At 71.0% G+C, this 12,927-nt stretch carries 12 protein-coding genes; 7 read left to right on the plus strand and 5 right to left on the minus strand.

The window, feature by feature from the left end; all coding sequences use genetic code 11:
• Window positions 1-62: 62 nt before the first annotated feature.
• Together ABZT03_RS05370 and ABZT03_RS05375 are read right to left on the minus strand one after the other, a co-directional pair.
• On the minus strand, window positions 63-2,507 hold the full coding sequence (locus ABZT03_RS05370) for a SpoIIE family protein phosphatase (RefSeq protein ID WP_356033770.1): 2,445 nt from the start codon (window positions 2,505-2,507) through the stop codon (window positions 63-65).
• A gap of 246 nt (window positions 2,508-2,753) precedes the next feature.
• On the minus strand, window positions 2,754-3,719 hold the full coding sequence (locus ABZT03_RS05375) for a GlxA family transcriptional regulator (RefSeq protein WP_356033773.1): 966 nt from the start codon (window positions 3,717-3,719) through the stop codon (window positions 2,754-2,756).
• 167 nt (window positions 3,720-3,886) lie between these two features.
• Between ABZT03_RS05375 and ABZT03_RS05380 the strand changes: the two genes are divergently transcribed.
• Window positions 3,887-4,525: an HD domain-containing protein gene (locus ABZT03_RS05380; protein ID WP_356033776.1), complete on the plus strand. Its 639-nt coding sequence runs from the start codon at window positions 3,887-3,889 to the stop codon at window positions 4,523-4,525.
• A gap of 100 nt (window positions 4,526-4,625) precedes the next feature.
• The gene (locus ABZT03_RS05385) at window positions 4,626-5,546 is read left to right on the plus strand and encodes an NADP-dependent oxidoreductase (protein ID WP_356033779.1); all 921 of its coding nucleotides are present in this window, start codon (window positions 4,626-4,628) and stop codon (window positions 5,544-5,546) included.
• A 248-nt stretch (window positions 5,547-5,794) separates the two neighbouring features.
• Here the strand turns inward: ABZT03_RS05385 and ABZT03_RS05390 are convergent, their stop codons facing one another.
• The gene (locus ABZT03_RS05390) at window positions 5,795-6,439 is read right to left on the minus strand and encodes a dihydrofolate reductase family protein (protein ID WP_356033782.1); all 645 of its coding nucleotides are present in this window, start codon (window positions 6,437-6,439) and stop codon (window positions 5,795-5,797) included.
• 200 nt (window positions 6,440-6,639) lie between these two features.
• Entirely contained in the window at window positions 6,640-7,806 is a 1,167-nt protein-coding gene (locus ABZT03_RS05395; protein WP_356033785.1) for an alanine--tRNA ligase-related protein, read from the minus strand.
• 645 nt (window positions 7,807-8,451) lie between these two features.
• On the opposite strand from ABZT03_RS05395, the gene ABZT03_RS05400 reads away from it, so the two are divergent.
• From ABZT03_RS05400 to ABZT03_RS05420, 5 genes are all read left to right on the plus strand, one after another.
• A complete protein-coding gene (locus ABZT03_RS05400) occupies window positions 8,452-8,982 on the plus strand; it encodes a hypothetical protein (protein WP_356033787.1) in 531 nt (176 codons plus the stop codon).
• 303 nt (window positions 8,983-9,285) lie between these two features.
• Entirely contained in the window at window positions 9,286-9,711 is a 426-nt protein-coding gene (locus tag ABZT03_RS05405; RefSeq protein ID WP_356033790.1) for a hypothetical protein, read from the plus strand.
• A gap of 121 nt (window positions 9,712-9,832) precedes the next feature.
• A complete protein-coding gene (locus tag ABZT03_RS05410) occupies window positions 9,833-10,600 on the plus strand; it encodes a methyltransferase domain-containing protein (RefSeq protein WP_356033792.1) in 768 nt (255 codons plus the stop codon).
• Between the two features lie 430 nt (window positions 10,601-11,030).
• Window positions 11,031-11,588, plus strand: a complete 558-nt coding sequence (locus ABZT03_RS05415; protein WP_356033794.1) for a TetR family transcriptional regulator — start codon at window positions 11,031-11,033, stop codon at window positions 11,586-11,588.
• 15 nt (window positions 11,589-11,603) lie between these two features.
• Window positions 11,604-12,509, plus strand: a complete 906-nt coding sequence (locus ABZT03_RS05420) for a pyridoxamine 5'-phosphate oxidase family protein (protein ID WP_356033797.1) — start codon at window positions 11,604-11,606, stop codon at window positions 12,507-12,509.
• Between the two features lie 151 nt (window positions 12,510-12,660).
• On the opposite strand, the gene ABZT03_RS05425 is transcribed toward ABZT03_RS05420, so the two are convergent.
• Window positions 12,661-12,828: a hypothetical protein gene (locus ABZT03_RS05425; RefSeq protein ID WP_356033799.1), complete on the minus strand. Its 168-nt coding sequence runs from the start codon at window positions 12,826-12,828 to the stop codon at window positions 12,661-12,663.
• Between the last annotated feature and the right edge of the window lie 99 nt (window positions 12,829-12,927).

The raw sequence follows: 12,927 nt of genomic DNA on the forward strand, positions 1-12,927 counted from the left end.
TGCCCGCCGGCCGGTGATCCGGCGGGCACACCCCACACGTCGTGCCCCGCACCGGCCGGGTGTCACCGTGTGGCGGAGGGTGTCCCGGTGGGGAGTGCCTGCTCCGCCCAGATGGTCTTCCCGGTGGGCGTCTGGCGGCTGCCCCAGCGCTCGGCGATCTGCGCGACGAGCAGCAGCCCGCGCCCGCCCTCGTCGAAGACGCGGGCGCGCCGCAGATGCGGGGCGGTGCTGCTGCCGTCGGAGACCTCGCAGATGAGGGTCGAGTCGCGGATGAGCCGCAGCACGATGGGATCCTCGCCGTACCGGATGGCGTTCGTGATCAGCTCGCTCACGATGAGTTCGGTGGCGAACGCCGCCTCCGTCAGCCCCCAGTCGGCCAGCTGCCGGCTCGTCACCTTGCGGGCCCCGGCCACGGCCGCGGGATCCCGGGGCAGCCGCCAGGTACGCACCTGCTCGGTGTCGAGCGCGGCCGTCCTCGCCAGCATCAGCACGACGTCGTCGGTGGAACGGTCGGCCAGCAGGGTGCGCAGGACCTGGTCGCAGGTGTCCTCCAGTGGCTCGGCCGGACCGCTCAGAGCCCGGCGCAGCAGCGTGAGGCCGACGTCGATGTCGCGGTCGGCCGCCTCGATCAGCCCGTCGGTGTAGAGCGCGAGCAGGCTGCCCTCCTCCAGCTCCACGTCCACGGCCTCGAAGGGCAGGCCGCCGAGCCCGAGCGGCGGCCCTGAGGGGAGGTCCAGGATCCGTACGCTGCCGTCCGGAGTGACCACGGCCGGCGGCGGATGTCCGGCGCGGGCCACGGTGCAGCGCCGGGACACCGGATCGTAGACGGCGTAGAGGCAGGTAGCTCCGACCTCTGCCGCAGGGCTCCCCGGCTGCCCGCGTGTCTCCGGACCCTCTTCCCGGTCGAGTCTGACGACCAGGTCGTCCAGCTGGGTGAGCAGCTCGTCGGGGGCGAGGTCGACGTCCGCGAGAGTGCGTACGGCGGTCCGCAGACGGCCCATCGTCGCCGACGCGGCGATGCCGTGGCCCACCACGTCGCCGACGACCAGCGCGACCCGGGCACCGGACAGCGGGATCACGTCGAACCAGTCCCCGCCCACGTCCGCGCCGGAACCGGCCGGCAGATAGCGGTACGCCACCTCCATCGCGGCCAGGTCGGGCGGCCGGTCGGGGAGGAGGCTGCGCTGGAGCGCCAGCGCCGTCCGGCGTTCACGGGTGTAACGGCGGGCGTTGTCCACACTCACCGCCGCTCGGGCGACGATCTCCTCCGCGAGCCGCAGGTCGTCCTCGCTGAAGGTGTCCGCCGTGCGGTGCCGCATGAAATGCACCAGGCCCAGGGTCACCCCGCGGGCGCGCAGCGGCACCAGCATCACCGAGTGGATCATGTACTTGGTGACGGACGCGGCTCGGGCCTGGGAGGACCTGACCCATTGCTGTATCCCCGGCTCACCCGCCGTGTGCCGGGAGCCCCGGCCGGCGAGCAGCGTCCGCGCGGGTGGCGTCCCCACGGGGTAGGTGGTCGTGCCGCCTGGGGCGACCACCGACTCCGGGCAGCCCTTCAGCACCGACCGCTGCGCCGTGCGGCGTACGGTGACCGGCTGGTCCGGCGGTACCGGCCCCGGTTCGTCGCCCAGCGCCACGGACGGTAGAAGGTCCACGGTGACGAAGTCCGCGAACCCGGCCACGGCCGCCTCGGCCAGTTCCTCGGCGGTCCGTGTGACGTCGAGAGTGCTGCCGATCCGGAGGCTGGCCTCGTTCAGGACCGCCAGATGGCGACGCGCCCAGTACTGCTCCGTGGTGTCGAAGACGGCCGCGGACAGTCCCTGGACCGCGCCGTTCTCGTCCAGCAGCGGTGAGAAGAACATCGACCAGGCATGGTCCCGGGTCTCACCGGGAGCCTTGCCGTGCGCCTCGTGGAACACCGTCCTCCCCGTGCGCAGAACCTGGCGCTGGAGCCGGTCGTACTCGTCGAAGGGAGCGGTGGGCTGGATCTCCCGCAGGGTCAGGCCGCGCATCTCCTCCACGGTCGTTCCCATCACCTGGGCCATGACCGCGTTGGCGGCCACCAGCCGGGCGTCACGGTCGTAGATCGCCACCGGTACGGGGAGCTGCGCGAGTGTGAGATCCCAGAGGGCCTCGGCTTGCGGTTCGGGCAGCTCGGCCACCTTCGCCGCCGCGGCGGCGGTCACCAGCCACAGCGGAGCGGGGCCCGCGCCGGCCAGAGGGGTCGCCTGCAGCCGCACCACGACACGGTCGCCGCGCCGGTGCCGGAGCGCCACCTCACAGGCCACCCGACGGCCCTCGGCCAGGTGTCGCCGCGCGGACTCCGGCAGGCCCGCGGCGAGCAGCTCGGCGGCCCGGCGGCCCACGACCTCACCGGCGTCATGTCCGAGCAGGTGCTGAGCCCCGGCACTCCACACCATGATCGTGCCACCGGCGTCGACGACGACGGCGAAGTCCTCCGGTACGTGTCCCTCGGCGGTGCCTTCGCCGCCTCGACTGTCCATGGGCTCCATTTCCTCGTGCTCGCCCGACGCGCTCACCAGACGTTCGCGCCCTGTGCTCGCCCGACCGCAGCCGGCGGGGTGAGTCCGGGGACCTTGTGCGCGACCGGGTCCCCTCCAGGGTGCCGCCGCAGCGCCGCCCCCTCAACCGAGACCCGTCGCGCGCCCCCACCGCCGCTGTACGGACCGTCGGTGGGACGACTCAGGCGAGCTCTGGGATCCGGGCCTCCCGCCGGCTCTCCGGACCGGTTATGTGGGGCGGGCCGTGCGGAAGCGACGCTGATAGGCGGCGGGACTGATGGACAGCTCTCGTGCGAAGACCCGCCGGAGGCTCTCGTAGCTGGGGAATCCGGCCATGGACGCCGCCTGTGTCGCGGTGTGCCCCTGGTCGAGCAGAGCCTTCGCCATGTCGAAGCGGATCGACTCGACGTACCGGGCCGGTGTCGTGGACAGCTCGTCCCGAAAGAGCCGCGTGAGGTGGCGGGGACTCAGGTGCAGATGCGCGGCGAGGTCAGTGAGGGAGTGGCCGCCCGCGGGATCGGCCTTCACCAGGTCCACGACTCTGCGCAGGGCGGGGGACCGCGGCGGCGGGCCCTGCAGGGGAGCGGAGAACTGCGACTGGCCGCCGGCGCGTTGCAGGTAGACGACGAGGGCGCGGGCGACCTCCCGGCTCAGTTCGGGGCCGTGGTCCTCCTCCACGAGGGCCAGCGCCAGGTCGATGCCCGCGGTGACGCCGGCCGAGGTGTACGTGGTGCCGTCGCGAACGTAGATGGCGTCGGGTTCGACACGGGTCTTCGGGTGCCGGGCGGCCAGTTCCGGGGCGATCTTCCAGTGGGTGGTCGCACGCTTGCCGTCGAGCAGACCGGCGGCGCCGAGGACGAAGGCGCCCGAGCAGACGGAGGCGACGCGACCCGAGCGGGCCGCCAAATCCTTCGTCGCCTCCACCAGGTCGCGCGTGACGGCGCTGCGGGGATACACGTCCCCACCCGGGATGACGAACGTGTCCGGGGCCGGCTCGGAGGCGGGATGGCCGTCGACGGTGACCCGGATGCCGATCGAGGAGGCGACGTCGGCACCGGTCGTCGACACGAGGGAGATCCGGTAGTCGGCACCGAGCCGGTTCGCTTCCCCGAACACGTCGGCGGGACCGGCGACGTCCAGCAGTTTGACCCCGTCGTAGACGAGGATCGCGACCCGGTGCACGTTTACGCTCACACTTCGCTCCCCAGGATTCCACAGGTGTCCGTATTCGAGTGGTCCATGGCCGGACCGAGGCGGCACCGAACTCCCCACGGTCGCACCCTGGAGACAGGGAGACCGTCTCCCCGTACTGCGTCGCACCGGAGCGCCGGAGCGCCGGAGCACCGGAAAGCACGGACATCATGAACGACATCATCGCAGGGGTGGAAATTCCCCGGACCAAGGCGGCGGCGGAGGCCGCCGAATTCGTTCGGCTGACGAACAGCGCCCTCATCTTCCATCATTCCCGCCGGGTATTCCTCTTCGGAGCCCTGCACGCACGCACACTCGGCCTGCGGCCCGATCCGGAACTGCTCTACATATCCGCGCTGTTCCATGACGCGGGCCTTTCGACCCCGTTCTCCGGTACGCGGCAGCGCTTCGAACTCGACGGCGCCGACCACGCGCGCAAGTTCCTGCACGACCGCGGGTTCTCCGAGAGCGCCGCCGACACGGTCTGGACGGCGATCGCCCTGCACACCACGCCCGGGATTCCCGGCCGCATGGGTCCGGAGACGGCTGCCCTGAACCACGGCGTCCTGACGGACGCGATCGGCTCGGGGCTGGACCGGCTGGACGGCGGGGAAGTGGACGAGATCATCGCCGCCCATCCGCGCGGAGATTTCAAGAGGGAATTCCTGCAGGAATTCCTCGACGGGCTCATGAACCGACCCGACACCACCTACGGCACCGTCAACGCGGACGTGCTGGAGCACTTCGTCCCCGGCTATCGCCGCACATCGATGGTCGAACGCATCATCAGCGCGCCCTGGCCGACGTGAAGTCGAAAAGGCTGAAAACAGAGGCGGTGACTCCGACGGCTCTCGGCAGACCAGTGACGCACTCGACCCCCACACTCCCCGACTCGGAAGAAGACCAGTAGTGAAAGCCATCACCGTCCGAGACCGCGACTCGTCCCTCAGCGGCCTGACCCTGACCGACCTGCCCCATCCGCATGCCGCCGAGAACGACGTGATCGTGCGCGTGCACGCCGCGGGATTCACCCGCGGCGAGCTCGACTGGCCCGCGACGTGGACCGACCGTGCCGGCCGCGACCGTACCCCGAGCGTGCCGGGGCACGAGGTGTCAGGCGTCGTCACGGAACTCGGTTACGGAACCACCGGCCTCACCGTCGGCCAACGCGTCCTCGGCTTGGCCGACTGGGCCCGCGACGGCTCGCTGGCCGAGTACGTCGCCGTGGAAGCCCGCAACCTCGCCCCTCTTCCCGCGGACGTCGACCACACGAGGGCGGCAGCACTCGTCATCTCCGGACTGACCGCCTGGCAGGGCCTGTTCGACCACGCGCGCATCAGGACCGGCCAGAGCATCTTGATCCACGGCGCCGCCGGCGGCGTCGGGTCGATCGCCGTGCAGCTGGCGCGCGGGGCGGGAGCCCACGTGATCGGCACCGGCCGCGCCGCCGACCGGGAGGCCGCCCTCGCTCTGGGCGCCCATACGTTCCTGGACCTGGAGGCCGAGCCGCTGGAGGACGCCGGTGAGGTCGACGTGGTGTTCGACGTCATCGGCGGTGACATCCTCGACCGCTCGGCCGCGCTCGTGCGCACCGGCGGCACACTGGTCACGATCACCCACCCCCCTACCGTCCGGCCCAGGGACGGGCGGGCGCTCTTCTTCGTCGTGGAACCGGACCGCGTGCGCCTGGCGGACCTCGCGCAGCGACTGTGCGACGGGCGGCTCGATGTCCGGGTCGGCGCGGTGCTTCCGCTGGCCGAGGCGGCCGCCGCGTACACCCCTGAGCGGCGGGTCAACGGCAGGACGATCATCCGTGTCGCTGAGGACTGAGGGCGCGGTACCGAGGACCGGACGGGGGCGGTGGTAGGGGTTCGGTTGCCCTTCGGACCGGGTGCACGGTGCCGGTGGAGACGGTCGGCGAGACCGTCTCCACCGAGCGTGATCCGTGAGCCGGCACGGTGGCCTACTCGTCGCCCAGAACGGGGAACGCGCCCGAGGCCGCGGTGAGAGGGGCGTCCACCGGAGCAGACGCCCCTCGCTGTCGAAGGCCGACCTCAAGCGGGCCCCTGGGCCACTTGTCACTTCCGCCAGAACAGATGGTGCGTCACGCCGCTCGGGCTGGGCACCACCTCCAGGTGGAACCGGTCGAGCAGCTCGTCGGGGGACTCCCAGAGTCGTAGGCCGGTTTCGAGCTTCACCGGTGAGACCGCCACGTGCAGGGTGTCGACGAGGTCCGCATCGAGGAACTGCCGGATGGTGGTGACGCCGCCGCCGAGTCGGACGTCCTTGCCCTGTGCCGCTTCCCGCGCCTGTTCGAGGATCGCCGCCGGTTCGCCGCCGACGAAGTGGAACGTGGTGTCCGAGAGCGTGAACGACGGACGCTCGTGGTGCGTCATGACGAACACCGGGGTGTGGAACGGGGGCTCCTCCCCCCACCAGCCGCGCCACTCATGGTCGTGCCAGGGCCCGCGCTGGGGCCCGAACTTGTTGCGGCCCATGATCTCGGCGCCGATGTTGCGTGCGAAGTCCCGTGTGAAGTAGTCGTCGAGGCCCCGGCTCCCTCCGGAGTCCGTACGCATGGGCCAGCTCGCCGTGGCTCCGGCCCAGGCGAACAGTTTCTCGGGTTGGACGTGGCCGAACGGCCGCTCGAGACTCTGGTGCTCACCGGCACCGATTCCGTCACTCGAGACGCCGAAGTTCATGACTCTCAGCAGTTGATCCATGGTCGTCCTCGTCGGGTCCTGGCTCGTCATCACGTGCGGCGAGGCGCCGCACATGATGACGTCGAACGGGAGGTGGCCGTATCGACAGCGTCCCACAACTATTTTTCCGAGGCGCGCGTCAGGCGGGACGAGGCTGCTCGCCCCGGCGGGTCACGTCCCACCCGCCTGGTGGTACGCGGCCTGGCCGCGGTGACGCGCGCTCACTGTGGCCGCAGGTTCAGGACGAGGTCGCGCGGCAGTCCGTGGGTGTCGTGGAGGTAGTGGAAGTCCTCCTCGGTGAGAGGCCCCTGGAAACGAGGCCGGGCCAGTACGTGCCGGCCGCGCTCCAGCAGCCGGTCGAAACGGTCCTCCTCCTGGAGCAGGATCCGGCGTACGACGTTCGTGTCCCCGTCTTGACGGAAGTGGTCCAGGGTGTGCCGGATCAGGTCCGGCGGCAGGTCTCCCAGGCTGCGCCCGGGCTCGTCCCGCCGCAGCACGGTGAGCACCCGCCGTAGCAGCCGGCGCAGCACATAGCCGCGGCCCGTGTTGGCCGGGCGTACGCCGTCGCCGATCACCACCACGGCCGAGCGAAGGTGGTCGTAGACCAACCGCAGCGAGAGTTCGTCCTGCGGCCACAGGGTCGGTACGAGGCTGTGCCAGGGGGCGAAGACGTCGCAGTCGAACACCGAGGTGCGGCCCTGCAGCAGTGAGGCCAGCCGTTCCAGGCCGAGTCCGGTGTCGATGTTGCGCTGGGGGAGTGGCACGAGGGATCCGTCGTCGAGCCGTCGGTAGCGCATCATCACGTGGTTCCACACCTCCACCCAGCGTTCGTCACCTGTCGGCGTCGACTCCGGCGGGGTGGTGCCGGTCCACAGGAAGATCTCCGAGTCGGGGCCGCAGGGGCCGGTCGGTCCGTTGGACCACCAGTTGTCCTCGACGGTGAGCTCCACCGGCACCCCGCGTCGCTGCCACAGGTCCAGGGAAGCGGTGTCCGGGCCGGTCTGGTCGTCGCCGCCGAAGACCGTGACGTACAGCAGGCTCGGGTCGACGCCGAACCCCTCGGTGAGCAGGTCGTAGCCCCACTCCAGGCTCAGCGGGCCCTCGTAGTCGCCGAGCGACCAGGTGCCGAGCATCTGGAAGACGGTCAGATGGGTGGCGTCCCCGATCTCCTCCAGATCCGTGGTGCGCAGACACCGCTGTACGTTGACGATCCTCCTGCCGACGGGATGCGGGCGCCCCTCCAGATAGGGGGTGAGCGGGTGCATGCCCGAGGTCGTGAACAGCACGGGGTCTCCCGGAGGCGGCAGGAGAGTCGAGCCGGTGATCCGTCGGTGGCCGCGTTCCTCGTAGTAGTCGACGAACGTGCGGACGACATGGTCGGTGTTCATGGGGTGGCTCCTTCGCGAGTGGTGCGGGGAGGCACCGGACAACGTGTCCGCGCGATCATCGGCACCGTGGCGGGAGCGCCCGGGAACCACCGGCGGACCGTTTCCGGTGGCCGGTGGAGGTAGCGAGAACTACGTCAGGCGGCGGCAACCGGCGAGCTGGTCGCTCGCGCGGTCGCGGTGATGCATCGGCCCTTGACGTCCATGGCGTCGAGGGTAGCGGTCCGCGATCTTAGGGGCGCCCCATTTTTCCACCTGGCCCTACGGCTGCCTGGCCGGCCGAAGGGCCCTCGGACATGGCTCCTCCTCAAGATCTACGACCGTGTTGCCCGAGGTCGTGCCACGGAAGCTCTCGGACGTGACCGCCGACGGCAACGAGCACCCGCAGCGCGGCTGTTCAGGAACCCGGCCGGCTCAACCCGACGCGCGCGACATCGCCTTACAACCCTTTGGGCGCCCACCGGGTCTCACCCCGTGTCCGAAGTGTTCCGGGCCATCCGGAAGTGGCCACTTCGCGCTACGGGGACCCGCGTTGACCACGCCATGCCCTTTTCGGGGTCGTCCCCTGCTTCGGAGCACGTCTCAGCACGTGTCATGACGCCAGTCATGACACGTGGCTCAACCACGACGAGCAGGGGGAAACACCACATGCGTCACCTCAAGATCGCCACGGCAGCGCTGGCCTGCGCCTTCGCTCTCATCCCGGCCGGAATCGCCACGGCCGGGACCGGCCCGGCGCCCGCACCGACCGCACGCACCACCACGGCGGCCGCCTCCACCACGCCGTCCGCCGCCGGCAACCCGGCGAGCCTGCGGGCACGGGCCGCGGGGGTGTGCACGGACGCCTACCAGATCGGCTCCACCGGGTACGTCACCCGGGGCGGCAAGACCGTCGCCTCCGTCAAGCAGTTCTACTCGCCGTCCTGCGGCCAGAACTACGGCTACGTCTGGATCTGGCAGAGCTTCCGCGACGCCGTCGGCGACTACGACGTGACCTCCGCCGTCTACAGCTACTCCCAGGACGAGGTCCTGGGCAAGCGTGCCTGGGCCAACACCAGCGCCCAGGAGTTCTGGTCCAACGGCACCCGCACCGTCAACGAGTGCACGGCCGGCTCGGGCACCGTCCGAGCCGCCGGTGACCCCGCGCCGGTGGGGGGTTACTCCAGCAAGCGCTGCTGATCGCACGCCCCTCGGCGGGGGAGGAGACCAACGGCTTCCCCCGCCGGAGGGCAGCGCCGCGTCGGTGCCGCGACAAGCCCGGCGTGATCCCGCCCTGCCGGCGGAAGCGCGTCTCACGCCGCCGCGTCGGCCGGGGCGGGGCGGCTGTCCGGTCCGGCCCGGGCCGACGCGCTGCGGCGACCGTGGAGCCACCCACCGTAGGAACACGCCCCAGGTCGTGGGGTCGCAAGGTTTTCGCAAGGCGACTCGCCCACCATCGAGCGCACGACCTGTTCAGGTCCTACGGAAAGGCATGACGTGAGAATGCTCGACAGATCGGCTTTCGCTCTGGTGATGGGCGCGCTGTTCCTCACCGTCGGTAGCGCCGGTGTCGCCAGCGCCGCTCCTGCGGCGCCCGCCACCGGGCGGGGAGCACTCGGCGGATGCAGCAGCTTCCCGCCCACCCCCTGCGGTGAGGTGCAGAACAACTCGAACCGCACGGTGCGGGTGTCCCTGAACTGGACCTGTACGGCGGACACCGGCGCCATCGGTTCGAGCTGCCCGAAGGACATCAAGTCCGTCGCGGCAGGCAAGCACATGGGGGGCGGAAGCGTCGACGTCGACGCCTTCGAAGTGCCGACGGGCTGCACCTTCGCGTTCGACATCGACGGTCTGAACCTGACCCGGGGCGCGGGCTGGTACAAGTTCTCCAGCCTGAACACGGTCACCATCCACCGGGCCACCTGCTGAGGCATCTGTCCTCAGCACTCGGCCCCGGCTTCTCGGCCCCCGCTCCGGATTCAGGCGGCGGCGGGCCGAGGGGTTCGGCGGGCGAGGCGGGCCCCGCGCGGCTCGTGTCAGGATGCTTGTCATGTCTGGTCGAGCGCTGAGCTTCGGAGCGGTGGCGGAAGCGTACGAACGGTTCCGGCCGGGGTATCCGGAGGAACTGGCCGACATGGTGACGGCCTACGCGGGCCGTCCCGTACGGACCGCCCTCGAGATCGGCGCCGGAACGGGCAAAGCGACCCGGCTGTTCGTTCAACGAGGCGTCAAAGTCACCGCGACCGAGCCTGACGAGTCCATGCTCGCCGAGCTGCGCAAGCACGTGCCGGCGGACGTCAGGACCGTGCGAGCCGCGTTCGAGGATCTGCGCGAGGGTGAGCGGTACGGCCTGGTCTACGCGGCAGCGGCTCTGCACTGGACGCACCCGGAGGGCCGCTGGTCACGGGTTGCCGCACTGCTGGAGCCGGGCGGGGTGTTCGCCTCCTGCGGCGGACCGTACCGACTGGCCGACCCGGTTGTGGAGGAGGCAGTCCGTACGGCGCGGGCACCGTTTCTGGACAGCGACGAGATCGCGTCCCCGGACGGGACACCTCCGGGCCAGGAGATGCAGTGGCCGGGTACGGAGCTGCGACGGTCCGAGTGGTTCACCGACGTTCGACAAGCCATGATCGAGAGGCGCTCGACGGTGAGTGCTCGTGACTACGTCGGTCATCTCTCCACCGTCTCGGCCTATCTCGTCCTGCCGGCCGCGGCGCGCGAGCAGGTGTTGAGCCGGACCACGCGCGTCCTGCCGGACAGGGTCGACATGGCCGCCGACCTCACGGTCCATCTCGCGCGTCGGCGCCATGAGGACTGATCGCGAGGCGACCAGGAGAAGCTGCGCCCGACGACCCGGCGGTCCTCCTCCCCGTACGACGAGAACGCCGAGGCGGACACGGCTACCACCGCGACCGACCTGACCGCGGCGTTCGGGATCGGAAGGGCGCCGGAGGAGAGCGCCCGGGGCGTCGTACGCCTGGCGACGCTCGACGCGGACGGTCCGACAGGCACCTTCCAGGACGAGCAGGGGGAAGTGCCCTGGTAGACGGCGGGAATGATCGAGGGGCGGCGCGGTCGTGCTGCCCCTCGATCATTCCGCACTGCTCCGGATGTGGTGGCCGTGCCCCAGGTTCGGGGTGCGCAGCCCGGGCGTGGGGACACCGCTGCGGAGCGCGTCGGCCTGGGGTGAGCCGAGCCGTCGGACCTGCCCATCTTGATTTTTACCGAACGTTCGGTAAAGTATCGGCATGGGAAGGATCGCGAGTGTCGACGATGAACTGATCCACGCCCGGCTCGCCGGGGTCTTCCGGGCCAGCGGATACGCCGGGGCGTCGCTCTCCGACCTGTCGCGGGCGGTGGGGCTGCAGCGCGCGAGCCTCTACCACCGCTTCCCGGACGGCAAGCCCGCCATGGCCGCCGCCGTGCTCACCAGCATGGAGACCAGGTTCGACGAGATCCTCCAGCCGCTCGCTTCGGAGCCGGACGTCGCCGAAGGCGTCGCCGAGATGGCGCGGCACATGGCGCTCGTCTACAAGGACGGCCGCATGGCCTGCGTCCTCGACACGATGACGCTCCTCGGAGCGCCGCAGGACATCAGGGCCCACGCCACCCGGCTCGCCCGGAGATGGCTCCAGGCCATGGCCGACGCCGCTGCCCGGGCCGGCGCGAGCGAACAGGACGCGCGGAATCGGGCCCGTGCGGCGCTGGTCCGTATCGAGGGCGCCCTGGTGGTGGCCCGTGTCCTGGACGACCCTTCCGTCTTCGAGCAGGTCCTCGGCGAACTGCCCGACCTGCTCGCCCGCTGATCAAGGAGGCACCCCATGGCCCTGCCCGTAGTCCATCCCGGTGAGCAGGCGGTCCAGCGGAAGGCTCAGGAAGGCGGGCCCGGCTGGGGATCACCCATGTTCGGCCCGGAGATCCCGCTCGGGTTCCACCCGTTCATCCGCGCCCAGCAGATGCTGATCATCGGAGCCGCCGACGACGCCGGCGCCGTCTGGTCGACGATCGTGACGGGGCGTCCCGGATTCGCCCGGCCGGTCGACGACCGGACCCTCGCCATCGACGCGCTGCCCGCACCCGGCGATCCGCTCCGCCACGCCTTCGACGAGGAACGCGCCATCGGCGTGCTCGCCCTGCACCCGCAGACCCAGCGCCGGATCCGGGCGAACGGCGTGGCCGTCCGCGACGGCGACGGCCTGCGGATGCGGACCGAGCAAGTGCTCGGAAACTGCCCGAAGTACCTGCAGAACCGTGTCATCACCGGCCCGGCCGAGGCCGCGCCGCCAGGGAAGGCGCGCACGGGCAAGGAGTTGTCCGAAGGCCAGCGGCGCCGGGTCGAGGAGGCGGACACCTTCTTCATCGCCAGCCGCGCCCCCGGGCAGGGCGCCGACTCGTCACACCGCGGCGGCATGCCGGGCTTCGTCACCGTCGCGGGGCCCCGCACGTTGCGCTGGCCCGACTACGCCGGGAACCAGTTCTACATGACGCTGGGCAACCTGCACCTCGACCCCGCGTGCGGTCTGCTGTTCCTCGACTGGGAGCGCGGCCACACGCTCCAACTCACCGGCACGGGCCGTATCGACTGGGATCCCCGCAGCGCCGCGGCCTATCCGGGGGCCCAGCGCGTCGTGGAGTTCACCGTCGACGCGGTGGTGGAGATCGACAACGCCAGCCCGCTGCGATGGGAGCTCCAGGACTACTCCCGGTTCAACCCGCCCGTCGCGTGACGGGCCCAACCGGGGGCGGCCCGACCGGGGGGGCGGCCCGACCGGGGGGGGGCGGCCCGACCGGGGGGCGGCCCCGCCATGCGGCGGGGCCGACACGACGAACGCACGCTCGGAACGCGTTCCCGCCCGTTCCCTCGTCAGATGTCAGATGTCAGAGGAGAGTGCGCCGGACGAAGGCGAGGATGGTCCACAGGGCCGGAAGGGTCTGAGCGATGCCGTTGACCGGGAGCGGTGCGGCGGAGGCTGACGGAGCGGCCATGGTCGTGAGGACGACGGCGGAACCTGCCAGGGTCGTGGCTACGCGCTTGATGTTTCGCATGCCCGGTTGAACGATCACGCGGGCGCGAGGTGTGCTCGCTGCTCCCGAACTCACCGGAACAGCCCTCTGACGGTACGGCGCGACGCGGACGCCCCGGGG

Source organism: Streptomyces sp. NPDC005574 (assembly GCF_040605435.1).
Taxonomy (GTDB): Bacteria; Actinomycetota; Actinomycetes; order Streptomycetales; family Streptomycetaceae; genus Streptomyces.

Excerpts from the sequence above, each read along its gene's own strand:
- ABZT03_RS05410 (WP_356033792.1), top strand. The coding sequence starts at position 9,833 with ATGTCTGGTCGAGCGCTGAGCTTCGGAGCGGTGGCGGAAGCGTACGAA.
- ABZT03_RS05420 (WP_356033797.1), top strand. The coding sequence starts at position 11,604 with ATGGCCCTGCCCGTAGTCCATCCCGGTGAGCAGGCGGTCCAGCGGAAG.
- ABZT03_RS05370 (WP_356033770.1), bottom strand. The coding sequence starts at position 2,507 with ATGGACAGTCGAGGCGGCGAAGGCACCGCCGAGGGACACGTACCGGAG.
- ABZT03_RS05425 (WP_356033799.1), bottom strand. The coding sequence starts at position 12,828 with ATGCGAAACATCAAGCGCGTAGCCACGACCCTGGCAGGTTCCGCCGTC.
- ABZT03_RS05405 (WP_356033790.1), top strand. The coding sequence starts at position 9,286 with ATGCTCGACAGATCGGCTTTCGCTCTGGTGATGGGCGCGCTGTTCCTC.
- ABZT03_RS05390 (WP_356033782.1), bottom strand. The coding sequence starts at position 6,439 with ATGGATCAACTGCTGAGAGTCATGAACTTCGGCGTCTCGAGTGACGGA.
- ABZT03_RS05400 (WP_356033787.1), top strand. The coding sequence starts at position 8,452 with ATGCGTCACCTCAAGATCGCCACGGCAGCGCTGGCCTGCGCCTTCGCT.
- ABZT03_RS05395 (WP_356033785.1), bottom strand. The coding sequence starts at position 7,806 with ATGAACACCGACCATGTCGTCCGCACGTTCGTCGACTACTACGAGGAA.
- ABZT03_RS05415 (WP_356033794.1), top strand. The coding sequence starts at position 11,031 with ATGGGAAGGATCGCGAGTGTCGACGATGAACTGATCCACGCCCGGCTC.
- ABZT03_RS05380 (WP_356033776.1), top strand. The coding sequence starts at position 3,887 with ATGAACGACATCATCGCAGGGGTGGAAATTCCCCGGACCAAGGCGGCG.